Origin of the sequence: Microvirga sp. HBU67558 (assembly GCF_018069605.1) — a bacterium.
In the GTDB taxonomy this organism is placed as follows: Bacteria; Pseudomonadota; Alphaproteobacteria; order Rhizobiales; family Beijerinckiaceae; genus Microvirga; species Microvirga terrae.
The window spans coordinates 51,630-74,908 of the sequence record NZ_JAGPUP010000557.1; the positions used below are offsets into that span (position 1 = coordinate 51,630).

General features: G+C 65.0%; 22 protein-coding genes. 12 read left to right on the top strand and 10 right to left on the bottom strand.

Annotated elements, in window-relative coordinates; genetic code table 11:
• Nucleotide 1: 1 nt before the first annotated feature.
• From urtE to KBI52_RS27330, 8 genes are all read left to right on the top strand, one after another.
• Complete coding sequence (gene urtE, locus KBI52_RS27295; RefSeq protein ID WP_210812347.1) at nucleotides 2–697, top strand: urea ABC transporter ATP-binding subunit UrtE; 696 nt, start codon at nucleotides 2–4, stop codon at nucleotides 695–697.
• Nucleotides 698–812: 115 nt separating this feature from the next.
• Entirely contained in the window at nucleotides 813–1,526 is a 714-nt protein-coding gene (locus KBI52_RS27300) for an urease accessory protein UreD (protein ID WP_315974845.1), read from the top strand.
• A gap of 9 nt (nucleotides 1,527–1,535) precedes the next feature.
• Nucleotides 1,536–2,156 (top strand): urease subunit gamma, encoded by a 621-nt coding sequence (locus tag KBI52_RS27305; protein ID WP_173949576.1) that lies wholly within the window; start codon nucleotides 1,536–1,538, stop codon nucleotides 2,154–2,156.
• The gene (gene ureC, locus KBI52_RS27310; RefSeq protein ID WP_173949575.1) at nucleotides 2,156–3,883 is read left to right on the top strand and encodes an urease subunit alpha; all 1,728 of its coding nucleotides are present in this window, start codon (nucleotides 2,156–2,158) and stop codon (nucleotides 3,881–3,883) included. Before KBI52_RS27305 ends, ureC begins: the two co-directional genes overlap by 1 nt.
• Before the next feature lies 1 nt (nucleotide 3,884).
• Complete coding sequence (locus tag KBI52_RS27315; protein ID WP_173949574.1) at nucleotides 3,885–4,364, top strand: urease accessory protein UreE; 480 nt, start codon at nucleotides 3,885–3,887, stop codon at nucleotides 4,362–4,364.
• A complete protein-coding gene (locus KBI52_RS27320) occupies nucleotides 4,357–5,058 on the top strand; it encodes an urease accessory protein UreF (protein WP_247654681.1) in 702 nt (233 codons plus the stop codon). The genes KBI52_RS27315 and KBI52_RS27320 overlap by 8 nt, the downstream gene beginning before the upstream one ends.
• Nucleotides 5,052–5,678, top strand: coding sequence for an urease accessory protein UreG (ureG, locus tag KBI52_RS27325; protein ID WP_173949617.1), 627 nt, complete (start codon nucleotides 5,052–5,054; stop codon nucleotides 5,676–5,678). The genes KBI52_RS27320 and ureG overlap by 7 nt, the downstream gene beginning before the upstream one ends.
• Nucleotides 5,679–5,693: 15 nt before the next feature.
• The gene (locus KBI52_RS27330; protein ID WP_173949572.1) at nucleotides 5,694–6,263 is read left to right on the top strand and encodes a HupE/UreJ family protein; all 570 of its coding nucleotides are present in this window, start codon (nucleotides 5,694–5,696) and stop codon (nucleotides 6,261–6,263) included.
• Nucleotides 6,264–6,388: 125 nt separating this feature from the next.
• Here the strand turns inward: KBI52_RS27330 and KBI52_RS27335 are convergent, their stop codons facing one another.
• On the bottom strand, nucleotides 6,389–6,949 hold the full coding sequence (locus tag KBI52_RS27335; RefSeq protein ID WP_210812348.1) for a hypothetical protein: 561 nt from the start codon (nucleotides 6,947–6,949) through the stop codon (nucleotides 6,389–6,391).
• 389 nt (nucleotides 6,950–7,338) lie between these two features.
• Nucleotides 7,339–8,775 carry a protein adenylyltransferase SelO gene (locus tag KBI52_RS27340; RefSeq protein ID WP_210812349.1) on the bottom strand — a complete coding sequence of 479 codons (1,437 nt, stop codon included), beginning with the start codon at nucleotides 8,773–8,775 and terminating at the stop codon, nucleotides 7,339–7,341.
• A gap of 651 nt (nucleotides 8,776–9,426) precedes the next feature.
• Here KBI52_RS27340 and KBI52_RS27345 point away from each other — a divergent pair.
• Nucleotides 9,427–9,801, top strand: a complete 375-nt coding sequence (locus KBI52_RS27345) for a hypothetical protein (RefSeq protein ID WP_210812350.1) — start codon at nucleotides 9,427–9,429, stop codon at nucleotides 9,799–9,801.
• A 10-nt stretch (nucleotides 9,802–9,811) separates the two neighbouring features.
• Here KBI52_RS27345 and KBI52_RS27350 read toward each other — a convergent pair whose 3' ends face one another.
• Entirely contained in the window at nucleotides 9,812–10,981 is a 1,170-nt protein-coding gene (locus KBI52_RS27350) for a L,D-transpeptidase family protein (RefSeq protein ID WP_315974844.1), read from the bottom strand.
• A gap of 340 nt (nucleotides 10,982–11,321) precedes the next feature.
• On the opposite strand from KBI52_RS27350, the gene mfd reads away from it, so the two are divergent.
• Both mfd and KBI52_RS27360 read left to right on the top strand, forming a co-directional pair.
• Nucleotides 11,322–14,654, top strand: coding sequence for a transcription-repair coupling factor (mfd, locus tag KBI52_RS27355; protein WP_210812352.1), 3,333 nt, complete (start codon nucleotides 11,322–11,324; stop codon nucleotides 14,652–14,654).
• A 99-nt stretch (nucleotides 14,655–14,753) separates the two neighbouring features.
• Nucleotides 14,754–14,981 (top strand): hypothetical protein, encoded by a 228-nt coding sequence (locus KBI52_RS27360; RefSeq protein ID WP_173949566.1) that lies wholly within the window; start codon nucleotides 14,754–14,756, stop codon nucleotides 14,979–14,981.
• Between the two features lie 3 nt (nucleotides 14,982–14,984).
• Here KBI52_RS27360 and KBI52_RS27365 read toward each other — a convergent pair whose 3' ends face one another.
• The 7 genes from KBI52_RS27365 to KBI52_RS27395 all read right to left on the bottom strand — a co-directional run bounded on the left by KBI52_RS27365 (nucleotide 14,985) and on the right by KBI52_RS27395 (nucleotide 21,182).
• Nucleotides 14,985–15,542, bottom strand: coding sequence for a histidine phosphatase family protein (locus KBI52_RS27365; RefSeq protein WP_173949565.1), 558 nt, complete (start codon nucleotides 15,540–15,542; stop codon nucleotides 14,985–14,987).
• Between the two features lie 85 nt (nucleotides 15,543–15,627).
• Nucleotides 15,628–16,449: an alpha/beta hydrolase gene (locus tag KBI52_RS27370; protein ID WP_210812353.1), complete on the bottom strand. Its 822-nt coding sequence runs from the start codon at nucleotides 16,447–16,449 to the stop codon at nucleotides 15,628–15,630.
• Nucleotides 16,450–16,459: 10 nt separating this feature from the next.
• Nucleotides 16,460–17,158 carry an ABC transporter ATP-binding protein gene (locus tag KBI52_RS27375; protein WP_173949563.1) on the bottom strand — a complete coding sequence of 233 codons (699 nt, stop codon included), beginning with the start codon at nucleotides 17,156–17,158 and terminating at the stop codon, nucleotides 16,460–16,462.
• Nucleotides 17,158–17,913, bottom strand: coding sequence for an ABC transporter ATP-binding protein (locus KBI52_RS27380; protein WP_210812354.1), 756 nt, complete (start codon nucleotides 17,911–17,913; stop codon nucleotides 17,158–17,160). Before KBI52_RS27380 ends, KBI52_RS27375 begins: the two co-directional genes overlap by 1 nt.
• The gene (locus tag KBI52_RS27385; RefSeq protein ID WP_210812355.1) at nucleotides 17,906–18,937 is read right to left on the bottom strand and encodes a branched-chain amino acid ABC transporter permease; all 1,032 of its coding nucleotides are present in this window, start codon (nucleotides 18,935–18,937) and stop codon (nucleotides 17,906–17,908) included. Before KBI52_RS27385 ends, KBI52_RS27380 begins: the two co-directional genes overlap by 8 nt.
• A 9-nt stretch (nucleotides 18,938–18,946) precedes the next feature.
• Nucleotides 18,947–19,867 (bottom strand): branched-chain amino acid ABC transporter permease, encoded by a 921-nt coding sequence (locus KBI52_RS27390; RefSeq protein ID WP_210812356.1) that lies wholly within the window; start codon nucleotides 19,865–19,867, stop codon nucleotides 18,947–18,949.
• 139 nt (nucleotides 19,868–20,006) lie between these two features.
• The gene (locus KBI52_RS27395; RefSeq protein ID WP_173949559.1) at nucleotides 20,007–21,182 is read right to left on the bottom strand and encodes an ABC transporter substrate-binding protein; all 1,176 of its coding nucleotides are present in this window, start codon (nucleotides 21,180–21,182) and stop codon (nucleotides 20,007–20,009) included.
• A 398-nt stretch (nucleotides 21,183–21,580) separates the two neighbouring features.
• Between KBI52_RS27395 and KBI52_RS27400 the strand changes: the two genes are divergently transcribed.
• The gene (locus KBI52_RS27400) at nucleotides 21,581–23,230 is read left to right on the top strand and encodes a benzoate-CoA ligase family protein (protein WP_210812357.1); all 1,650 of its coding nucleotides are present in this window, start codon (nucleotides 21,581–21,583) and stop codon (nucleotides 23,228–23,230) included.
• Nucleotides 23,231–23,279 lie beyond the last annotated feature (49 nt).

The window sequence follows — 23,279 nt, forward strand, 5'->3', positions numbered from 1 at the left end:
GATGCTGTCTGTCGAGAATCTATCCCTCTACTACGGCGCCGCGCAGGCGCTGCGCGGCGTATCCGTCGCCGCCTCCGTGGGCGAGGTCACCTGTGTGCTCGGCCGGAATGGCGTCGGCAAGACGTCGCTCCTGCGCGCCATCGCCGGCCACCGGTCGATCGCGGGCGGCAGCATCCGGTTCGACGGCCGGGACATCGCACGCCTGAAGCCGTTCGAGCGGGCGGCGCTCGGCATCGCCTACGTGCCACAGGGCCGGGAGATCTTTCCGCTCCTCACGGTCAAGGAAAACCTCGAGACGGGCTTTGCCCCATTGAAGCGTGGCGAGAAAACGATCCCCGAGGAGGTCTTCGAGCTGTTCCCGGTGCTGAAGTCGATGCTGGGCCGCCGGGGCGGCGACCTGTCCGGCGGGCAGCAGCAGCAGCTCGCCATCGGTCGGGCGCTCGTCACCCGTCCGCGCCTGCTCGTGCTCGACGAGCCGACGGAAGGGATCCAGCCGTCGATCATCAAGGATATCGGCCGGGCGATCGCCTACTTGCGCGAACGGAAGGATATGGCCATCCTCCTGGTCGAGCAATATTTCGACTTCGCGCGCGACCTGGCCGACCGGTTCGTGGTGATGGAGCGCGGCGAGATCGTGCAGGATGGCGACCGCTCGGCGCTCGAGGGAGACGATGTACGTCAGCGCTTGGCCATTTGATGGTAATTCCCCGCCGGTCTCTCAAGAGCGTCAGCGTGCCGTCGGTCGTGTCGCGTTCAGCGCGACCGGCCTGGGCGGCCGTACGCGGCCCATGCGGATCGAGGAGAGCGGATCCATGCGGATCAGGCTTCCGAAGGGCGAGGGACGAGGGCTCGATGCCGTTCTCGTCAACACGGCCGGAGGCATCGCGTGCGGCGATCGCTTCTCCGTCGCGGTCGAGGCGCGCACAGGCGCCGCCGTCACCGTTGCGACACCGGCCGCCGAGAAGGTCTACCGCTCGGACGGGCCAATCGCGGAGCTGTCGGTCGATCTCACGGTCGAGGCCGGCGCGCGGCTCGATTGGCTTCCGCAGGAAACCATTCTGTTCGACAGGGCGCGCCTACGCCGCAGCCTCACGGCCGACATGCCCGAGGATGCGCGGCTGACCGTGTTCGAGGCTGTCGTGTTCGGGCGCGAAGCGCGCGCCGAGCACATCACGGACGGCCTCTTCGAGGATCGCTGGCGCATCAGGCGGGCAGGACGCCTCGTCTATGCCGACACGCTGCGCCTCGATGGGCCGATCGCCGATCGTCTCCGGAAACCCAGTGTCGGAAAGGGCGCCCGTGCCTTCGCCACCATGGTCCATGTGGCGCCGGACGCCGAGGCGCGGCTCGACGAGGTGCGCAACCATTTGTCCTCTAGCGGCGGCTGCGAGTCTGCGGCGGGGGCCTGGAACGGGCTTCTCGCCGTCCGCTTCTGCGCCATGACCATCGAGTCGCTGCGCAAGGCCGCTGTTCCGTTTCTGCTCGCCTTCCGCGGTGCGCCTATGCCGCGCGTCTGGCTCAGCTAGGGTCAAACCATGCAACTCACTCCTCGCGAAAAAGACAAGCTCCTGATCGCCATGGCTGCCATGGTGGCCCGCCGCCGGCTGGAACGCGGCGTCAAGCTCAATCATCCGGAAGCCATCGCGCTCATCACCGACGCGGTCGTGGAGGGCGCGCGGGACGGGCGCTCCGTCGCTGAGCTGATGGAGGCCGGCGCACATGTGATCACGGTCGACCAGGTCATGGAGGGCGTCGCCGAGATGATTCACGACGTGCAGGTGGAGGCGACCTTTCCCGATGGCACCAAGCTCGTGACCGTGCATCACCCGATCCGCGGCGCAGCCTCGAAGGACGTGCCCGGCGAGGTGACCGCGCAGCAGGGCGAAATCGTCTTCAACGAGGGCGCCGAGCGTACCGTCGTCACCGTGGCGAATACCGGCGACCGTCCGATCCAGGTCGGCAGCCATTATCATTTCTTCGAGACGAACCCCGCCTTATCGTTCGATCGCGAGAAGGCGCGCGGCATGCGGCTCGACATCGTGCCTGGCACGGCTGTGCGCTTCGAGCCCGGATCCACCCGCGAAGTGGTGCTCGTTCCGCTTTCCGGCAGGCGCGAGGTCCACGGGTTCCGACAGGCCGTGATGGGAGCGCTCTGATGTCGAACGCGAGAAAGCCTGCTTCGCTCCCACGCTCGGCTTACGCCGACATGTTCGGCCCCACCGTGGGCGACCGCATTCGCCTGGCCGATACAGCCCTGGTGATCGAGGTGGAGAAGGACTTCACCACCTATGGCGAGGAGGTGAAGTTCGGCGGCGGCAAGGTCATCCGCGACGGGATGGGGCAGTCGCAGGCGACCCGCGCCCATGGCGCCGTCGACACGGTCATCACCAACGCGGTGATCCTCGACCATTGGGGCATCGTGAAGGCCGATATCGCCATCGCGGGCGGGCGGATCGCCGCGATCGGCAAGGCCGGCAATCCGGATGTGCAGCCCAACGTCGACATCGTTATCGGGCCGGGCACGGAGATCATCGCGGGGGAAGGCAAGATCATCACGGCCGGCGGCTTCGACTCGCATATCCATTTCATCTGCCCACAGCAGATCGACGAGGCGCTGATGTCGGGCATCACCACGATGCTCGGCGGCGGCACGGGACCGGCGACCGGCACCTTCGCCACCACCTGCACGCCGGGTCCGTGGCACATCGCCCGCATGATCGAGGCCGCCGATGCCTTTCCGATGAACCTCGCCTTCACGGGCAAGGGCAATGCCTCGAAGCCCGGCGCCCTGGAGGAGATGATCGAGGCCGGCGCCTGTGCGCTCAAGCTCCATGAGGACTGGGGCACGACACCGGCGGCGATCGACTGCTGCCTGTCGGTGGCCGATGCCTATGACGTGCAGGTGATGATCCACACCGACACGCTCAACGAATCCGGCTTCGTCGAGGACACGATCGCGGCCTTCAAAGGCCGCACAATCCACGCCTTCCACACGGAGGGCGCGGGCGGCGGGCATGCACCGGACATCATCAAGGTGGCTGGACTGCCCAATGTGCTGCCGTCCTCCACCAACCCGACGCGGCCCTATACGGTGAACACCATCGACGAGCATCTCGACATGCTCATGGTCTGCCATCACCTGTCACCATCAATCCCGGAGGATCTCGCCTTCGCGGAGAGCCGAATCCGCAAGGAAACAATCGCCGCGGAGGACATCCTGCACGATATCGGCGCGCTGTCGATGATGTCGTCCGACAGCCAAGCCATGGGGCGCGTCGGCGAGGTCATCATCCGCACATGGCAGACCGCGCATAAGATGAAGGTCCAGCGCGGCGCGCTTCCCGGTGAGAGCGGCGGCAACGACAACCTCCGCGCCCGGCGCTATGTGGCGAAATACACGATCAACCCGGCCATCGCCCACGGCGTGTCCCGACACATCGGATCGGTCGAGGTCGGCAAGCTCGCCGATCTCGTGGTCTGGACGCCGGCCTTCTTCGGCGTGAAGCCCGATCTCGTGTTGAAAGGAGGCGCAATCGCGGCCGCTCTGATGGGCGACCCCAATGCGTCGATCCCGACACCGCAGCCGGTGCATTACCGGCCAATGTTCGGCGCCTACGGCCGGGCGCTCGTCACCACGTCGCTCACCTTCGTGTCGAAGGCCGCGGTGGAGAACGGGCTTGCGGCAAAGCTCGGCGTCCAGAAGCCGCTCGTCGCGGTCGAGAACGTCCGCGGCGGGATCGGCAAGAAAGACATGGTGCATAACGATGCGACCCCGGTCATCGAGGTCGATCCCGAAACCTACGACGTCCGTGCCGATGGCGAGCTGCTCGTCTGCGAACCCGCAACAATCCTTCCCATGGCTCAACGATACTTCCTGTTCTGATATGATCCGCGCCACATCCATCATTCGCCGTGAGGCCGTCGAGCAGGACCGCATCGTCGACGTCATCACCCTCGATCATGGCGGCCGCCATCGCCGTCGCATCATGCTCCATGCCGAGGGCGGAACCGCCTTCCTGCTCGACCTCGACAGGGCCGACGTGCTGGAGGACGGCGACGCCATCCGGCTTGAGAGCGGCTGGCTCGTCGAGGTGCGGGCCGCGCCCGAGAAACTTGTTGAGATCACCACGGAGAAGCCGCTCGACCTCCTGACTCTCGCCTGGCATATCGGCAACAGGCACGTGCCCGCGGAGATCACCCGCACGGCGATCTATATCGGCTACGATCATGTGCTGGTCGACATGCTGATCGGGCTGGGCGCCCGGGTCGAGATCGTCGAGCGGCCGTTCCAACCGGTCCGCGGTGCCTATCATCACCACGAGCAAGGCGGGCATTCACATCACCACGGAAATGGCCATGGATGATGTATCCGTGACAGTAAGAGCTCAAGGATCGGAGGCAGCGATCCTGCCGCTCTTCGCCTGGCTGTCGCCCTCTTATCCGGTCGGCTCCTATGCTTATTCGCACACGCTCGAATGGGCTGTGGAGGCCGGCGACGTTGCCGACGAGGCGACGCTCGTGGCTTGGCTGACCGACCTCCTGACGCTCGGCATGGGGCGCAACGACGCCATTCTCCTGAGCCATGCCTACCGGGCCATCGAGCAGGATGATCGAGACGCTCTCGAGACCGTCAACGAACTCGCGCTTGCCCTGTCGCCCTCCGCCGAACTCTATCTCGAGACCAGCCAGCAGGGGCGCAGCTTCCTGGATGCGACGCTCGCCGCATGGCCCTCGCCCCGGCTGACGCCGCTCGAGGGCGATGTCGCCTTTCCGGTCGCCATCGGCATGGCGGCGGCGGCCCATGCCGTTCCCCTGCCGCTCACATCGCCCGCCTATCTCTTCGGGCTCGTGCAGACGCTCGTGTCGGCGGCCATCCGCCTGGCGCCCATCGGCCAGACGGCAGGCATCCGCGTGTCCGCCGCTCTTGCCGACACGGTGCAGACGGTTGCCAGAGAGGCCATGGCTCTCACGCTCGACGATATCGGCGGCTCGACCTTCCGGGCCGATCTCGGCTCTTTCCATCATGAGAACCAGTATACGAGGTTGTTTCGATCATGACTTCTCACACGGGACCCCTGCGGGTCGGCATCGGCGGACCGGTCGGGTCTGGCAAGACGGCCCTGATGGAGGCGCTCTGCAAGACCTTCCGCGAGCGCTATGACATCTGCGCCATCACCAACGACATCTACACCAAGGAGGATGCTCGGCTCCTGACGGTTGCCGGCGCACTGCCGGTGGAGCGCATCATGGGCGTGGAGACGGGAGGATGCCCACATACGGCGATCCGCGAGGATGCGTCAATCAACCTTGCCGCCATCGCCACCATGCGCAAGCGCTTCCCGGCCCTCGACATCGTGCTGGTGGAATCCGGCGGCGACAACCTGGCGGCCACGTTCTCGCCCGAGCTCGCTGATCTGACGGTCTACGTCATCGACGTCGCCGGGGGAGAGAAGATCCCGCGCAAAGGCGGTCCCGGCATCACGCGCTCGGATCTCCTGGTGGTCAATAAGATCGATTTGGCGCCCCATGTCGGGGCAGACCTTTCGATCATGGAGGAGGACACGAAGCGCATGCGCGGCCAGCGTCCATACGTGTTCAGCAACATCCGCGACGGCGTAGGCGTCGACGCCATCGCGGCATTCATCGAGCGGGCCGGCGGTCTGTCGGCCGCGGCCTAATAGGGGATCTTCAAAATGTTCAAACGCTCGGTTCTTGCCACGCTGTTCATCGCGGCAGCCATGCCGGCTTTGGCCCACACGGGTCATGCTTCTGCATCGGGCTTCCTGTCCGGATTCTCGCATCCGCTGGGCGGGATCGACCATGTGCTGGCCATGGTGAGCGTCGGCCTCTTCGCGGCCCTGCTCGGAGGACAGGCCGTGTGGGCGTTGCCGACGAGCTTCGTCGCCATGATGCTGGCGGGCGGAGTCTTAGGCCTGATCGGCATCGCGGTTCCAGCCGTCGAATCCGGCATCGCCCTGTCCGTGGTCGTGCTGGGCGCCGTCGTCACATGGGGGCGGCGATGGCCGGTCCAGGCTGCGGCCGCCCTCGTCGGCGCCTTTGCGGTGTTCCATGGCCATGCTCACGGGATGGAGATCCCGTCCGGGGCCAGCGTCGTGCTCTACAGCCTCGGCTTCACCCTGGCGACCGTCCTGCTGCTTGGAGCCGGCATGATGTTCGCAACGATCACAGCCCGTCAGATGCATGTTAGCCGATTGGCCGGCGCTGCGGTTGCGGTCGCAGGCTTTGTTCTCCTGATTGGATAGAATACGCAAGTTTGGGCTCAGGCGCTGTTCTGAACCGACCCGTTGAAACGAAGGCGTGATCGCACCATCCAGGTCCTTGGCTGAAGGCGTCAGCCAAGGACCTGTCGCATGGGGCTCACGCCGCGTCAGCGCTTGCCGCCGCCACTGCCACGTCCACCATTGCCGCCGCCATTCCCGGCAGGGCCGTCCTGATCGGTGCCGTCGCCGTTGTTGGAGCGGCCCGGATTGGACGAGTCGTTGCCGTCGTCGTCGTTCCCGTGGCCATTGTTGCCGTGGCCGCCGTTTCCGCGATTGTCACGTCCGGCGCGACCGTCGTGATCGGTCCCGCCGCCATTGTTGGAGCGGTCCGGATTCGAGGAACCGTTGCCGTGGCTGCCGACGCCGACATCAGCGTTCCCGCCTGCGCCGCCGCCGACGGACGAGCCAGCCGACCCACTCGCATTGCCACTGCTACGACCAGTGCCGGGGCTGGCCGTGCCGGGAGTGCCGCTGTCTGCCACAGCCCCGCCACGGCCCGGGCTCGCGCCGGCTCCGGCAGCACCCGTGTTGCCTGCACCATTTGTGCCGCTGCCAATCGTGCCGGAAGCACCGCGATCAGAGCCGGGAATAGCGGCAGGACCGCTGCCGATGGATCCGGTTACGGCATCGGACCGGTCCCCATCCACCGGGCGGTCCAACTGGCGCATCGCTTGAGGTCGAACGGCGCAGCGACAGGTTTCCTGACCGTGTATGATATGGAGCCGGCGGTTTCGGTACAGCGAGGCATCGGCAACGGCCGGCACGCATTGCCGGCCGGCTCCGACGCTCTGGGCATCGGACGGCGTTGCCAGGACGAGGAGGAGGGTGGTGCTGGACAAAGCAAGAGCGCATGAACGCTTCATAGGGTTCACCTGCATAGAACGAGTTTCGGTGATGAGCCGCATCGCGGCGGCCCGCTTGGCTAGAAGACGCGAATCACGAAATAACGTTCCGTTCTTTCAGCAGAATGATGTTCTTTTCGAAATGGGAGGTTCGTCGACACTTGAGACGGCTGAGCTAGGCAGCAGTGCTCAATGTGCGATACGGCTTAGTTTGATCAAGCTTGAACGGGACATTCTGCTCCGTAGGCCTCAGCCATGCCGCGGATCTCGGTGAGCTTCGACCTGAAAGCCGACCAGTCGTCCGCCGCGGCAATCGGCGCCCAGTGCGCCTCGACCTCATCGATCAGCATGGTGCAGGGCGTGGGACGGGCAAAATAGGGATGGTCGAGCCGCAGTCCCGGTGCCGGGTCGAAGGTGCCGAGCGCCGTGCGTACGGGCTCGAAGGAGGTCTGTGCGTAGAAGTTCGCGGACGGGCTTGCGGCGGCCCGCTCCGCACTTGCACGACCGCCGTGCCAATCGAAGAAGGTCTGCTCGAAGGGCGCCTTGGTCTCATGGAGAAAGGTCCACAACGCCTTGGCCAAGGCTCCATCCTGCTCGAAGCCTTTCGATTGGAGCCCGAGGCGCCGCATGACGGCACCGGTGAACTCCCGGTGCAGGGCGGGCTCGAAGGCGCCCAGCGCCTGCTCGAGGCTGCTCTGCTCGGCGAGCGGAAGCAGGCATTCCGCGAGGCGGAACAGGTTCCACAGCAGCGTGTCGGGCTGGCGCCCGAAGGCATAGAGACCGGTCTCGTCGAAGTAAGCGGCCGTGAAGCCGGGTTCATAGACGGGGAGGAAACGCCACGGACCATAATCGAAGCTTTCGCCCGTGACGTTGATGTTGTCGGTGTTGAGAACGCCGTGCACGAAACCGGCCGCCATCCACTGCGCTCCCATGCGGGCCACGCGCCGGCAGACCTCTTCCAGGAACGCCGATGCACGACCGGCTTCCTCGTCGCGCCATGCTTGCGGCATATAGGTCCGGATCGTGTAGTCGAGGAGCTTGCGGAGATTGGCGGTGTCGTCCAGGTACAGCAGCCGCTGGAACGTTCCGATGCGGATATGGGAATGGCTGAGGCGCACGAGAACCGACGAGCGTGTGGGTGAAGGTTCGTCGCCGCGCTCCAGTTCCTCGCCCGTTTCCACCAAGCTGAAGGTTTTCGAGGTCTCGACGCCGAGCGCCTCTAGCATTTCGGTCGCCAGCACTTCGCGCACGCCGCCCTTCAGGGTCAGGCGGCCATCCGCATGGCGCGACCACGGGGTCTGACCGCTGCCTTTCGTGCCGAGGTCGAGGAGCCTGCCATCCTGCCCGTCGTGGAACTGTGCGAAGAGGAACCCGCGTCCGTCGCCCAGATGCGGATTGTAGGTCCGGAATTGGTGTCCGTGGTAGCGCAGGGCAAGCGGCTGTTGCAAGCTGCCGGGAAGCGGCTCGAAGCGCCCGAAATGGTCGAGCCACTCTTCGTCAGCGAGCGATCCGAGCCCGACCCGCTCGGCCCAGCGCTGGTTGCGATAGCGCAGAACATGCTGCGGGAACCGCGCCGGCTGAACGATGTCGTAGAAGTCCGGACCGAGTTCCTGATGGAGCGTCGAGGCGCGGTATGCGGCGGAGGGCGGCATGCATCGTATCCCATGAACCTGTGTTCAATCCCACGGCGCTCGAAATGTTCAGATGTTCCGAGCGAGTTCAAGCGGGTGATCCGGCGAACGGCGATCGCAGCCCTAGGACAACCGCCTGACAGGATGCCGATCATCTCAGAAATCGGCAGTACAATATTACGATCCGTTGCGCTGTCCCGCTTTCGGAAGCCCGTGCGCAAAAATAATGCACAGGTTCGCGAGGGCGAAAAGCTTCGCATTTTCCTCACGTTCCGCCTTGTTTTTCATCTGCCCAGCTGGAGCCGTTTCGACAATCTGTGCGTTTGTCTCTTGGCTCCCAACGAGAGGTCCCTTAGGATTCTTTCAACAAAGCAGACGGGAGGAAGGTTTATGGCATACAAGGATGTGCTGAGCCTTTGCGGCCGAATTGGCCTGATCGTAGCTGCGTTCGCGTTCGTCGCTGGAATTATTGCAGGTCCCCTCCTTGAGAGAGTGTGGTCGTCCCGCCTGACGGTCACCCAGAACAGCGGTGCGCCGGTCCCGGCACCACCCAAGGTCCCTGTCGAATCGCAGGCGGGGCAACCGGGCTAACAACTTTTTAGAGGTCTCTGGGCCATACCCCATCGTCGCCGGTCCCGGCGCGAATGCGGCTCCTTTTCGGATAAGGATGCGATGAGCAGCGAGACACTTTTGCGGCAGGAGATCCGTGACTCTCTCGGGTACGTCCGCAGCATGATCGATCATTATTCGGGACTCTACACGGGTGAGAATCTTACCCAGGACGTGCTCCGATTTTGCGACGAATTGGCGAGGTCTACAGCCCCGAATCCCCGTCTGAGGGAAGCGCGTCGCGTCGTTGAGGAACGGTGCCGTCAGCTGGCTCATGCGACGGACCGGTTTTCGCCGCGCGATCCGGCTTGGATTGCGGCCGTGCGGGCACAGGCCGTCGCCGCGATCGACGTGTTCCAGGATGCCGCCTTCGAGTCGCACAAGGCCCGCGCAGTCGTTCCATCATCCGGACGGCTGCTGCGCCGGAAAAGCCTCTAGCCAAGGCGCATCAGAGACGCTTGGGCTTGATGGACGCCGTCGCGGGCACATCGACGATCTGAGGCTCCAGAACGGGATCGCTCTTCGCCATGTCGAGTCCATAGACGTCGTCTCGGAAATGCACGGCGCCGTCTGCCGTCGCATAGCCGGTCAGATAGATCCAGGCGACGGGAACCGGCTTCTCGAGCCGGATGTCCTGACGGGTCGTGTTCGATATGGCCGTATTGATCGCGTCCCTTGTCCACCCGCCAGCCTGACCGTTTGTGCCGCGCAAGAGCCACTCGGCGAAATCGGCGACTTCGGCCACGCGGACGCAGCCTGAGGAATGGAAGCGGGCATCCTGCGCGAAGAGCTGCTTCTTGGGCGTGTCATGCATGTAGACGGCATGCTTGTTGGGCATGTCGATGCGGATCTGCCCGAGCGAGTTGATCGCGCCGGGATCCTGGCGGAGCGTATAGTTCACCGCATTGTCCGTCGACCAGTCGAGGGTCTTGGGGTCGACTTCCTGGCCCTTCGCATCGAGAATGCGGATCTTCATCTTCTCCAGATATCCGGGATCCTTCCGAACGTGGGGGATGATGTCCTTCTTGATCAGGGAGACCGGCACGGTCCATGTCGGATTGACGTTGACGGCCGTCACGCGGGTCTCGACGGTCGGCGAGGGACGGTCGACCTTTCCGGCGATGGCCACGTAGCGCCGGGCGACCTGTCCGCGCTCCACGGCTTCGACGGCGGCCGATGGAATGTTCACTACGACGTAGCGGTCGCCGAACGAAAACGTGGATCCCGCGAGCCTTTGTGCGGAGGCGGTCAGCTGGCGGTGCCGCACGAGCGCCGGGACGTTCAGCGCATCCAAGGTCCGTGCCCGGACCGCTCCGGATTCCGGTAGGCCGTGACGGGCCTGGAAGCGCTTCACCGCCCCGGTCAGATCGGAGTCGAAGATCGCGCCCGAACTCAGATCGGCCGGAAGATCGCCCTCCGCGGCGAGCCGCTGCCGCAGGGTCGCGACGAGCGGGCCCTTGTCGCCCGCCTTGAGAACCGTGCCCGCAGGCAGATTTGGCCACCCTCCCGCTTCGGCGATGCGCTTGTAGGTCCAAGCCGCTCGCATCGTATTGATGAACGTGCTCCCGTCCAGGGTCGGACGGGGATCCTGCGAGATCGAGATCACCGGCGTGGGCACGGTCTTCTCCGCGGGCTTGACCGGTGCCGCAGGTGCTGCTTTCGGCCGCAGATCGGTTCCTGCCACGGGAGGAGCCGGGTTGCTTTGCGATGCCTGAATTGGACCGGAAGGGTTTGGATTTTCAGCGGCCGCAAAGGCATCCGCATGGCTCCCGAAGGTGGAGCACGAGAGCAGAGCCAGTCCAAGGCAGAGACGTTTTGCATTCCCATAGGTCATGTTCCGACTATGGACAAGGATGGTTTACAAAATGCTGTCGGGGCCACTCGCCGGAGGCGTGCCTGCAACTGGGACGGCGCCTGAACGTTGTCTTCGGTCCCGAGCCCCGTCACATGAGTGCCCCATGCGTGCCAAGCCTGCCCCCTCTGAGGACATCAGGCGGATCGACCTTACCTTGCCATCTCTCCTCGGACTCCATGCCGTCCGCCTGCTCGAGCAGGTCAGGGAGGCCGGGCCGGCGGGAGCGATCTATGTCGCAGGTGGGGAGCGCTGGGCCGAGCTGTTGGTGCAGGCCATGAGGGGCCTGGCTCCCGATCTCGACATCGATCTCTTGCCGCCCTGGGATTGTCTCCCCTACGACCGCGCTTCGCCTTCGCGCGAAATCATGGGTCGGCGCATGGCCGTGCTCCGGCGCATGAGCGGATCGAGCACGAAGCCACGTCTCCTGGTGACGAGTGCGGCCGCCGCCCTTCAGCGCGTGCCGCAGCGCGGCATCGTGGATGAGGCCGCCTTCGGCCTCACGGCCGGCGAGGAGCTGTCGTCGGACGCCCTCAAGGACTATCTTCATCGCGCCGGCTACATCCTCGACGAGCGCGTGGACGAGCCGGGCGAGGCGGCTTTCCGAGGACAGGTGATCGATCTGTTCCCGGCCGACCGCTCCTCGCCGTACCGGATCGAGCACGACGGACAAAGCGTCGTGGCCATCCGCTCCTATGATCCGATTTCCCAACTCACCGAAACGGAGGTCGGCCATCTCATGATCGGGCCCGCTTCCGAACTCGTGCTGCCGCAGACAGAGGGGAGCGATCCATCCGTCGAGCGTTTCGACGGGATCGAGCATCTCCTGCCGGAATATTGCCCGCATCTGGAGACGGTCTTCGACTACTGGCCGGATGCGACCGTCATCGTGGACGGAAAGGCCGAGGAGAGGCGACCGCTCGTGATGGAGCAGGTCGCCGATGCTTACGACAATCGGACGAGCATGCGTGGACAGGGAGGCGCCAAAGGATCGGCTGTCTCGCCTGAACGACTTTTTGTCCAGGACGACGAATGGGCGGACCTGCTGTCGCGGCGACGGGTCACGTACATTCATGCCGCATCCGAGGACGATACGCGGCGGGTCGCGGTGCCGAACTTCGCGATCGCGTCGCGGCCCTCCAAGGATCTGGCCGACTTCATGCGTGCGCAGATGGATGCCGGTCGCAAGATCATTCTTGCTGCGGCCGCACGTTCGGATCTTGGCCGGATCAAGCGCCGTGTTCAATCCATCGGACGTGCCGAGGCTGCCGAGAGTTGGGACGATGTCGTCGACGGACCTCCCGCGGGATGGTTCGCCCTGCAGGTCGAGATCAGGAAGGGCTTCATCGATGAGCGCGACGACATCGTGCTGATCACGGCCGGCGATATCCTGGGCAGCCGCATCAGCAGCGGGATCGAGAGAGACGCCAGCACCACGGCTTCGAGCCTCATGGACAACGGTTTTCAGATCGGCGACGCCGTCATCCACATCGATCATGGCATGGGAGTGCTCGAGGGGATGGAAACCATTCCGGCCGGCGATGCCGGCATGAGCGACGCCGTCAGACTGAAATACGCGGCCGACACGACGCTCCTGATGCCGGCAAAGGAGATGGATCGCATCTGGCGCTATGGCACAATGGCGGATTCGATCTCCCTGGACAAGCTGAACAGCGATGCATGGTCGCGCAGACGCGAGACGATCGAAGCGGAGATTAAGGAAACGGCCGAACGGATCATGGGGCTGGTCGACGCCCGCAAGGGTATGAAACTGGAGCCGCTCGTGCCACCAAGCCGTGATTATGAACGGTTTGTCGCCCGCTTTCCATTCTCAGAGACAGCCGATCAGGTCCGCGCTATCGAGGAAGTTCTCGAAGATCTGTCATCGGGTCGGCCGATGGACCGCCTGGTCTGCGGTGATGTCGGTTTCGGCAAGACAGAGGTCGCCCTGCGCGCCGCCGCGGCCGTTGCGCTCGCCGGTAAGCAGGTCGCCGTTGTCGCGCCCACGACCGTGCTTGCACGCCAGCATGTGCGCAGCTTCCAAAAGCGCTTTGCCGGCCTGGGGATCGAGGTCGCCCATCTCTCCCGCCTCGTGGCACCGGCCGAGGCCCGGGCTGTGAAGAAGGGATTGGCGGATGGATCGATCCGCGTCGTCATCGGCACTCATGCGCTTGCTGCGAAAGGTGTCACTTTCAAGGACCTCGGCCTTGTGATCATCGACGAGGAGCAGCGTTTCGGCGCAGCCCAGAAGGCGAAACTCAGAACGCTCGCGGCAGACGGGCACGTACTCACCCTGACGGCCACGCCGATACCCCGGACGTTGCAATCCGCCTTGGTCGGCTTGCAGGAACTGAGCATCATCGCGACACCTCCCGCGCGTCGGCAACCGATCCGCACATTCCTCACCCCGTTCGATCCCGCTAGCGTCCGGGAAGCCCTCATGCGCGAGCGCCGCCGCCGTGGCCAGAGCTTCGTCGTCTGCTCCCGGGTCGAGGACATCGATCCGATGTGCGAGCGGCTGACGAAGCTCGTTCCCGAACTGCAGATCATGGTTGCCCATGGACAGATGAATCCGTCTGAGACGGATGACGTGATGGTCAGGTTCGCCGATGGCGAGGGCGACGTCCTTCTCGCCACCAACATCATCGAAAGCGGCCTGGATGTTCCCCGCGCCAATACGATGCTGGTGTGGCGCGCGGACCGCTTCGGCCTGGCGCAGCTCCATCAGCTCCGCGGTCGCGTCGGGCGAGGGCGCATCAGGGGCGTGGCCTATCTGCTGACCGAGCCTGGTGAGGATCTTCCGAAAGCGACGGAGAAGCGATTGCGGACCCTGACTGCCCTCGATCGCCTCGGGGCGGGATTCGCCATCAGCGCGCAGGATCTCGACCAGCGCGGAGCCGGAGCGCTTCTCGGCGAGGAGCAGTCGGGTCACGTCAAGCTCATCGGCACCGATCTCTACCAGCACATGCTCAAACACGCTCTGCGCGGCGAGACCTTGAACGACGACTGGACGCCTGAATTGAACATCGGAATGACCGGCACGGTTCCCGACGAATACGTGAACGATCCCGAGATGAGGATCAGTCTCTATGCACGTCTTGCGCGTCTCGACTCATCGGATACGATCGACGAGATCGAAGCGGAGATCGAGGACAGGTTCGGTCCCATCCCCGATCCGGTCGAGAGCCTCCTGAGGCTGGCGAACATCCGGCAGCTCTGCCGGCGCATGGGGATCGCCCGCATCGATGCGGGACCTCAGGCGATTGCATTGACGTTTCGGCCCGGCTCGTCGCAGAAGCCTTCCCTGCAGAGAGCGATCGACGAGTCTCGAGGGACGCTGCACTGGAGCAAGGAACGCCTCATCTTGTCGGCGTCGAGCGAGTATACGGACGAGCGTCACAAGCGGATTCTGGATCTCCTCGACACCATTGAAGAATGAATGATCTTCTGCAATCCCGGAACGCCGAGACGGCGATGCCGTGAACGGATCCGGCCCGGCCGACTTTATAATGAAGACAGTCTCGAACGTGAGGAAGCTATGACGTCCGAAGAAATCAGCGAGCTCAATGCTGCACGCGAAAACCTCGTGAAGCGGCGCAGGGAGATGGCGCGTCAGATCTCCGAGGCGCCGCTGCCCTCCATCGAGATGGCCGAGGAACTCACGAAAATCCTCGTCGCCATCGAGGCTCTGGATCGGGCGCTCAACGAGGCGGGCCACCCCTACATGAGCCAGGGTGTGGTCGAGCAGTTGAGGGCGGACACATAGCGTCTAAAGCTTCACCCTTCCAACGACGTCGAATCCGGCGCCGGGCTTCGGCCTGAGGACGAGCATTTCTCCCTCGCCGGGAAAGATCCCGGTGAGGGCTGTGATGTTGACCTGATGCGTGACGAGCACCAGGACGCCATTGGAGCGCCATTCCTGGACGGTGCGACGCACGGCCCGAGTCCTTGCCGGCTCTTGGTCCTGTCCCGCGAAAAACGAATCCAGCGGCTGGAAAGGCTCCGCCAGGGTACCGAAAGCCAGGCGGGCGGTATCGAGCGCTCGGCACCAGCGGCTCGAGAGAACCCGCTCGACAGGAACCTGCTGTGACCGGAACGCCGCACCGATCGCCTGTGCCTGGGCGCGCCCCTCTGCCGAGAGATTGCGCTGGGTCGTGCAATCCTCAAGCCGGAAGTTGGGCGGGTCACCGGTTCCCGGCGCGCGAGCGTGTCGAAAGAGCGCGATAGTGCCGCCTTGCCGCAGTGCCTGCCAGACGTCCTCCGACGCCCGAAGCGCCTGCGGCCAAGCCATCGCGAGAAGAAAAAGAAATGCCAGCGCGACAGGCATGCGTCACCAGCCGATCCGTGTCAGCCTCACTGAGAAACGCAACGTCGGACGTCGGTGCGGGTTCCTGTTTCCACCGGCAGGTCGATCAAGCGTCGGTTGCAAGCTCCAGGAGCAGATCCACGAGCGGGTCGCCTGGGTTGGCGAGCCCGGCGATGACGTCGAAATGGTTTGCGCCCGGCACCTCGTGATAATGGGTCGCAACGCCCGCTTTACTCCAGCGATCCACGATGGCGCGGGACTGGCGCAGGAACTCGCCGCTTTCTGCCCCGCCGACCACCGCGATGAGACGGCCGCCCGCGGGCGGGTCCCATTCCAATGGGCTCAGGCGGTGCGCTTCCTCGACACTCAGCCCGAGCGCCCTGTTGATCGACGTCGGGACCAACGGCGGCAGGTCGAACAGACCGGAAATGGGCATCGCGGCCCGGACCGGGAACCGGAGCCCGCCGGAGCGCGCCATGAGGCACGCCGTCAGGTGCCCTCCGGCGGAATGGCCGCTGACGACGAGAGGGCGCCCTGTGCGCCGCATGACGAAATCGGCCGCGGCCTCGATCTCGGACACGATCTCGGCGAGGCTTGCGGCTGGCGCGAGGGTGTAGCTCGGGATCGCGACCGTCAGCCCGCGTTCGTTGGCTCCGCGCGCCAGGTGGCTCGATGTGGTTCTGTCGAGCGCCTGCCAGTAGCCGCCATGAATGTACAGAACGACCGGCCCTCCCGCGTCCCCGCCCGGTGGGTGGAAGAAGTCGAGACGGTGGCGAGCCCCGGGGCCGTAGGCGAGATCGAGCTCGCAATGGGCGCTGTCGCGATAGGCCGCCGAATCCCGCTGCCAGCCGGCGATGTGGACGGGGTGCTCGGGAACGCGCGCCCGGTTGTTGTACTCGGCTTCGAGGTCGAGATCGTCGGCCGCCATGAATGGGTCCTCAAACGTGGAGATACCGGTCCTTGAGGCTCGGATCGGTCATGAGCTCATCGCTCGTTCCGGTCCAGACCGAGCGGCCCTTCTCGATGATCACGTGGCGGTCGGCGAAGCTCGCCAGGGCGCCGATGTTCTTGTCGATCACCAGGATCGACTGGCGTTCGCCCTTGAGGCGCTTGAGGCACGTCCAGATCTCGGCGCGGATCAAAGGCGCGAGCCCTTCGGTGGCTTCGTCGAGAATGAGCAGCTTGGGGTTCGTCATGAGCGCTCGGCCGACGGCCAGCATCTGCTGCTCGCCGCCGGAGAGCTGCGTGCCCAGATTGCTCCGGCGCTCCTTCAGGCGCGGGAAGAGATCATACACCGCATCGAGGGTCCATCGCCGCTCACCGCGCCGGGCTGACGCGGTTGCAACGAGGTTCTCCTCCACCGTGAGTGTCGGAAAGATCTGCCGACCCTCCGGCACAAGGCCGATGCCGGTCTTCGCGATGCGATAGGGCGCGAGGCCCGTTACCGCAGCGCCGTCGAAGTGCACCTCGCCGCCCCGGGGGCGGAGCAGGCCCATGATGGACCGGATGGTGGTGGTCTTGCCCATGCCGTTGCGGCCGAGAAGCGTCACCACCTCGCCGGCCTTCACCTCGAGAGAAATGTCGAAGAGCACCTGCGCGGCGCCGTAGGACGCCTGAAGCTGTCGGACGGAGAGCATCAGACCATCTCCTCCTCACCGAGATAGGCCGCTCGAACCTCAGGATTCGCCCTGATCCGCTCCGGCGTGTCGGTGGCGATCACACGGCCGTAGACGAGCACGGAGACGCGGTCGGCCAGGGAGAAGACCGCATCCATGTCGTGCTCGATCAGCACGATGGTGAGGCGGCTCTTCAGGCGGCGCAGGGTCTCGACCACGCGCTGGGATTCATCATGGCCCGTACCGGCGAGCGGCTCGTCGAGGAGCAGCAGCCTCGGCTCGGTGGCGAGCCCGATGGCGAGTTCAAGCTGGCGCTTCTCGCCATGGGACAACAGGCCCGCGGGAATGTGAGCGCGAGCGGCCAGCCCGACCTGAGCGAGACAATCCATGGCAGGTTCGTTCAAGGCCTTCTCCTGCGACGCGTTGCCGAAGAAGCGGAAGCTTGATCCGACGCGCGCCTGAACGGCCAACGCCACATTCTCGAGAGCGGAGAAGCCCGGCAGGATCGACGTGATCTGGAATGAGCGCGCGAGCCCGCGCCCGACCCGCTGCGGCATCGAAAGACCCGTTACGTCCTCGCCGGCGAACAGAACGGATCCGGAATCGGATGACAACGTTCCCGTAATTTGATGGATCAGCGTCGTCTTGCCCGCGCCGTTGGGCCCGATGATGGCATGCAGCTCGCCGGGCTGAACGGAGAGGCTGACGTCGTCCGTGACGACGAGAGCGCCATAGGCTTTGCGAAGGTGGCGCATTTCGAGCAGGGGATCAGCCATGGCGAGGCCTCCGCAGCAGGCCCATGATCCCGCCTCTGGCGAACAGCACGATCAGGATGAGAAGGGGACCGAAGACCATCTTCCAGTTCTCGGCGAGATGAGCGCGCGCCTCTTCGCTCAGGAAGAAGCTGAGACCATGCAGGAGTTCCGGCAGGAATTCCTCCAGCAGCAGGAACGCGGCCGCACCGACGATGGCGCCATGCAGGGAGCCGAGACCGCCGAGCACGACCATGAAGATCAGTTCGCCGGAGCGCTGCCACGTCATGAAGGCGGGGCTGACGAACTCCGCCTGGTTCGCCAAGAGGCAGCCGGCGAGCCCCGCCAGCATGCCGCTGATCACATAGGCCATGAGCTGAAACCGGAAGGGCTGAAAGCCGATCGCTTCCATGCGCACGGCATTCTCCCGCGTGCCGCGCAGGACGCGGCCGAACCGCGACGCGACGACCGAGCGCGAGAACGCATAGGCGCCGAGAAGGCAGAGCAGGCACACCCAGTAGAAGGCGAAATCGCTCTCCAAGATGCTCGACCCGGCCAAGAGGCTGCGTGACGACAGGGTCATGCCGTCGTCGCCGCCGTAAGCTGCCAGCGACGTGGCGAGGAAGTACAGCATCTGCCCGAAGGCCAGGGTGATCATGATGAAATAGACACCCTTGGTCCTCAGCGAAATCGCCCCTGTGACCAGGGCGAAGAGCGCGGAGGCCGCAAGCGCGACGGGAACCTGCACGAGGGCATCCTCAATGCCGTGGCTGGCGAGGATCCCGACCGCATAGCCGCCGATGCCGAGGAAGGCCGCGTGGCCGAAGCTCACGAGCGCCCCGTACCCGAGGATGAGGTCGAGCGCCATGGCGGCGATGCCGAAGATCATCACGCGCGTGAGCAGAGACAGGACATAGCCCTCTGCCCCGGACGCCATGGCCAGCAGCGGCGCGGCCGCGAAGGCGGCAAAGAGCAGGATGGGAACGATCTCGAGCCGTGGCCTGAGGGACGGCATGGGAGCGGCGTGCGTTTCGGCGAGTTCGGTCATGGACGCACCCTAGCGCTTCACGGGAAACAGGCCGGACGGGCGGAAGAACAGCACCGCAGCCATGAAGATGTAGATCAGCATCGGGGCGATGGCCCGGCCGGTCTGGCTTGCGGCCGCGGGATCGAGCACGAGGCGCAGCAGGTTCGGGGCGAAGCTGCGCCCGACCGTATCCACCAGGCCGATCAGGAGGGCTGCGAGGAACGCACCGCGGATCGACCCGATTCCGCCGATCACGATGACCACGAAGGCGAGGATCAGAATGTTGTCGCCCATGCCAGGCTCGACCGACAGGATCGGCGCCACCATCGCGCCGGCAAAGCCCGCCAGCATGGCGCCGAAGCCGAACACGATCATGAACAGCCGCTGGATGTTGATGCCCAGCGCCGACACCATGGCGGCATTGCTGGCGCCGGCGCGCACGAGCATGCCGACCCGCGTGTGGTTGACGAGGGCGTAGAGCAGGGCCGCGACCACGAGGCCTGCTGCGATGATCGCGAGGCGATAGACAGGATAGAGAAGGCCGCTCGCGATCTCGATGGAGCCGGACAAGAGTTCGGGAACGGGGACGCTCAGGGGGGCTGCGCCCCAGACGAACTTCACGCCCTGGTTCAGGAACAGGATCACCCCGAAGGTCGCGAGCACCTGGTCGAGATGATCGCGATCGTAGAGATGCCTGAAGACCAGCACTTCGAGCAGAAGGCCGAAGGCTAGCGCGGAGGGCAGGGCGAGGAGCAGCGCCCAGCCGAAGCTCCCGGTCCAGGCGCTAAACGCCGCCACCAGATAGGCGCCGACCATGTACTGCACGCCATGGGCGAGATTGATAAAGTCCATCACGCCGAACACCAGGGTCAGTCCGGCCGCGATGAGAAAGAGGATGAGGCCGAATTGGAGGCCGTTCAGAGCCTGGACGAAGAGAAGTGTTGCGTTCATCGGCACGTCACCGGCTAGTGGCCTGCATCGACCAAGCTCCGATCGGGCGCTTCCATGCGGAAGCACCGGGATAGTTTGCGTCAAAGACCAACGAGCGATCCGCTCCGCGAGGACGGACCGCTCGCTGTTGCGATGCGTGTCAGTTCGTGGCGGCACATTCCTTGGCATAGGCGTCGGTGTAGTCGTCGAACACCTTCTCGACGATCTCCGTCTCCAGCTTGCCGTCGGAACGCTTCGCGGCCTTGACGAGATAGAAGTCCTGGATCGGGAAGCCGTTCGCGCCGAACTTGAAGTCACCGCGCAGGGACTTGAACTCCGCCTTCTTGATGGCGGCGCGCAGCGCCTCCTTGTCGTCGGTCTTGCCGCCGGTCGCCTTGAGGGCGGAGTCGATCAGCAGGGCCGCGTCGTAGGAATGCATGGCGTAGGAGGCCGGCACCGTGTTGTAGGCGGCCTCGAAGGCTGCGACGAACTTCTTGTTCTCCGGGGTGTCCATGTTCGGAGCCCAGTTCGAGCCGCTCAGCATGCCGATGGCGGCATCCTGCTGCGCCGGCAGGTTGGTCTCGTCCACGGTGAAGGCGGAGAGGAACGGGATGCGGTCGGCAAGACCAGCCGCACGGTACTGCTTGACCAGGTTCACGCCCATGCCGCCCGGCATGAAGGTGAAGATCGCGTCCGGCTGCATGGAGGCGATCTTGGCAAGCTCTGACTGGAAGTCGAGGGTGTTCAGCGGGGTGTAGGATTCCTCGACGATCTCGCCCTTGTAGTGGCGCTTGAACCCGGCGAGCGCGTCCTTGCCGGCTTGGTAGTTCGGCGCGAGCAGGTAGACCTTCTTGTAGCCGCGGTCCTGTGCGACCTTGCCGAGAACCTCGTGGTTCTGGTCGTTCTGGTACGACGTGGCGAAGAAGTACGGGCTGCAGCTCTTGCCGGCGAGGTTCGAGGGGCCGGCATTCACGCTAATGTAGAAGGTCTTGGCGTCGACGATGGGCTTCTGCGTCGCGACCGCCACGTTGGAGAAGATCGGTCCGACCACGAAATCGACCTTGTCGCGCTCCAGAAGGCCCTTCACCTTGGTCACCGCCACGTCGGGCTTCAATTCGTCGTCGACGACGATCACCTCGACATCGCGACCGCCGAGCTTGCCGCCGAGGTCCTTCACCGCGAGCTGGAAGCCGTCGCGGGCGTGCTGGCCGAGCACGGCCGAAGGGCCGGACAGGGTCAGCAGCAGGCCGACCTTCAGCTTCTCCTGCGCCATGGCCGGCACCGCCGCCAATCCGACGGCGGCTGCGAGGCCAAGGGTTTTGATCGTCACGTTCATCATTGTCTCCCGAGTGGCTGTTCCCTGCGCACATTTGCTGTGCTGCGTGATTGTTTCCGGCGGGACGCGAGGCGTCTCGACGGACAAGGCGGCGCTACTCTGCCGCAAATCGTTTCTGCCGAACACTCCCTTTGTCGGAGCTCTTCCCCCGGCATCCCCAGTCTTTGCCCAATCTTTGGGATTGCCAAGGATTGTTTTAAGATTAAAATATTTCTCCGGTTCTTCAAGCGGATTATTTCGCACACGAAGGCAGGCGGAATGACGAGCGCGTGATTGGCCGCGGACGGGCAGCGACACGGGGTTCGCCATGCAGCGCGATCCCCCGGCGTGCCGCCTGGGCCTGGCCAAGCTGAACGCGCCGCGTCCTCCCGGCTCACAATAAGACAGAGGAGCGGACGATGGCCGACACGGCGCATGTGGATACCTTCGCGAGGGACAATCTTCCGCCTCGGGACCAGTGGCCGGAATTCCGGTTCTCCCGGCCGGAGCTCCAATATCCCGAGCGCCTGAACTGCGCCGTCGCGTTTCTCGATCGGTGGGTCGAGGAGGGCCGGGGGGACGAACCCTGTCTGATCTGCCCGACCGAGACCCTGACCTACCGGGCACTGCAGGAGCGAGTGAACCGCATCTGCAACGTCCTGGTCCACCGGCTCGGCTTCGTGGCCGGCAACCGCGTCCTGCTGCGGTCCGCCAACAATCCGATGATGGTGGCCGCCTATATGGCGGTCCTGAAGGCCGGCGGCATCGTGGTGGCCACCATGCCGCTCCTGCGCGCCAAGGAAATCGCTTATCCGCTGAAAAAGGCGAAGATCACCATCGCATTCTGCGACCATCGGCTGGCGGACGAGATGGAGCGAGCCCGGACGCTGGCCCCGGATCTGCAGCACGTGGTGTACTGGGGCTCGGGACAATCCGACAGTCTCGAAGCCCTGATGGCGGAGGTGTCGCCGGAATTCGAAGCGGTCGATACGGCGGCGGACGACGTCTGCCTGATCGGGTTCACCTCCGGCACGACGGGCGAGCCCAAGGGCACCATGCATTTCCACCGGGACATGCTGGCGATCTGCGACGGCTATGCTGGGAACGTTCTGCGGCCGGAGGCGAGCGACCGCTTCATCGGCTCACCGCCGCTTGCCTTCACCTTCGGGCTCGGCGGGATCGTGCTGTTCCCCATGCGGGTCGGCGCCTCCACCGTGCTGCTGGAGAAGGCGGGTCCCGACGATCTTCTGCCCGCCATCATGCAGTACCGGGCGACCATCTGCTTCACGGCGCCGACCGCGTATCGCGCCATGCTGTCGAAGCTCGAGGGCTACGACATCTCGTCCCTGCGCAAATGCGTCTCGGCCGGCGAGCCGCTGCCGAAGGGCACGTTCGAGGCTTGGAAGGCCGCCACGAACATCCGGCTCATGGACGGGATCGGCGCGACGGAAATGCTGCACATCTTCATCGCCGCCACCGAGGACGAGATCCGCCCCGGCGCGACCGGCAAGCCGGTCCCGGGCTACGAGGCGAAGGTGATCGACGAAGAAGGGCGCGACCTGCCGCCCGGCAGCATCGGCCGTCTGGCGGTGCGCGGGCCGACCGGGTGCCGCTATCTCGCCGACGATCGGCAGGGCAAATACGTGCTGGACGGCTGGAACGTCACCGGTGACACCTACCTCATGGATGAGGATGGGTACTTCTGGTACCAGGCCCGCTCCGACGACATGATCATCTCGGCCGGCTACAACATCGCCGGCCCGGAGGTCGAGGCCGCGCTCCTCACCCATCCGGCCGTGGCGGAATGCGGCGTGGTGGGAGCGCCCGACGACGGGCGCGGCACTGTGGTCAAGGCCTATGTGGTTCTGCGCCCCGGCCAGACGCCCGGGCCCGATCTGACGAAGGTGCTCCAGGATCACGTGAAGGCCGAGATCGCGCCCTACAAGTACCCGCGACTCATCGAGTTCGTGGACGCCCTCCCGCGCACCCAGACCGGCAAGCTGCAGCGCTTCGCCCTGCGCCAGATCGCCCAGGAGGCCGACAAACACCAGGCGGCGATGAGCGCCTGACTGTCCCGCTTGCAGGATCCGGCGGAGGATCGGCGGCGGCAGGTTGATC

Excerpts from the sequence above, each read along its gene's own strand:
- KBI52_RS27305 (WP_173949576.1), top strand. The coding sequence starts at position 1,536 with ATGCAACTCACTCCTCGCGAAAAAGACAAGCTCCTGATCGCCATGGCT.
- KBI52_RS27320 (WP_247654681.1), top strand. The coding sequence starts at position 4,357 with ATGGATGATGTATCCGTGACAGTAAGAGCTCAAGGATCGGAGGCAGCG.
- KBI52_RS27300 (WP_315974845.1), top strand. The coding sequence starts at position 813 with ATGCGGATCAGGCTTCCGAAGGGCGAGGGACGAGGGCTCGATGCCGTT.
- urtE (WP_210812347.1), top strand. The coding sequence starts at position 2 with ATGCTGTCTGTCGAGAATCTATCCCTCTACTACGGCGCCGCGCAGGCG.
- KBI52_RS27335 (WP_210812348.1), bottom strand. The coding sequence starts at position 6,949 with ATGCGCCAGTTGGACCGCCCGGTGGATGGGGACCGGTCCGATGCCGTA.
- KBI52_RS27365 (WP_173949565.1), bottom strand. The coding sequence starts at position 15,542 with ATGCCTGTCGCGCTGGCATTTCTTTTTCTTCTCGCGATGGCTTGGCCG.
- KBI52_RS27400 (WP_210812357.1), top strand. The coding sequence starts at position 21,581 with ATGGCCGACACGGCGCATGTGGATACCTTCGCGAGGGACAATCTTCCG.
- KBI52_RS27340 (WP_210812349.1), bottom strand. The coding sequence starts at position 8,775 with ATGCCGCCCTCCGCCGCATACCGCGCCTCGACGCTCCATCAGGAACTC.
- KBI52_RS27375 (WP_173949563.1), bottom strand. The coding sequence starts at position 17,158 with ATGCTCTCCGTCCGACAGCTTCAGGCGTCCTACGGCGCCGCGCAGGTG.
- KBI52_RS27360 (WP_173949566.1), top strand. The coding sequence starts at position 14,754 with ATGACGTCCGAAGAAATCAGCGAGCTCAATGCTGCACGCGAAAACCTC.
- KBI52_RS27395 (WP_173949559.1), bottom strand. The coding sequence starts at position 21,182 with ATGAACGTGACGATCAAAACCCTTGGCCTCGCAGCCGCCGTCGGATTG.
- mfd (WP_210812352.1), top strand. The coding sequence starts at position 11,322 with ATGCGTGCCAAGCCTGCCCCCTCTGAGGACATCAGGCGGATCGACCTT.
- KBI52_RS27330 (WP_173949572.1), top strand. The coding sequence starts at position 5,694 with ATGTTCAAACGCTCGGTTCTTGCCACGCTGTTCATCGCGGCAGCCATG.
- ureC (WP_173949575.1), top strand. The coding sequence starts at position 2,156 with ATGTCGAACGCGAGAAAGCCTGCTTCGCTCCCACGCTCGGCTTACGCC.
- KBI52_RS27390 (WP_210812356.1), bottom strand. The coding sequence starts at position 19,867 with ATGAACGCAACACTTCTCTTCGTCCAGGCTCTGAACGGCCTCCAATTC.
- KBI52_RS27380 (WP_210812354.1), bottom strand. The coding sequence starts at position 17,913 with ATGGCTGATCCCCTGCTCGAAATGCGCCACCTTCGCAAAGCCTATGGC.
- KBI52_RS27315 (WP_173949574.1), top strand. The coding sequence starts at position 3,885 with ATGATCCGCGCCACATCCATCATTCGCCGTGAGGCCGTCGAGCAGGAC.
- KBI52_RS27385 (WP_210812355.1), bottom strand. The coding sequence starts at position 18,937 with ATGACCGAACTCGCCGAAACGCACGCCGCTCCCATGCCGTCCCTCAGG.
- KBI52_RS27370 (WP_210812353.1), bottom strand. The coding sequence starts at position 16,449 with ATGGCGGCCGACGATCTCGACCTCGAAGCCGAGTACAACAACCGGGCG.
- KBI52_RS27345 (WP_210812350.1), top strand. The coding sequence starts at position 9,427 with ATGAGCAGCGAGACACTTTTGCGGCAGGAGATCCGTGACTCTCTCGGG.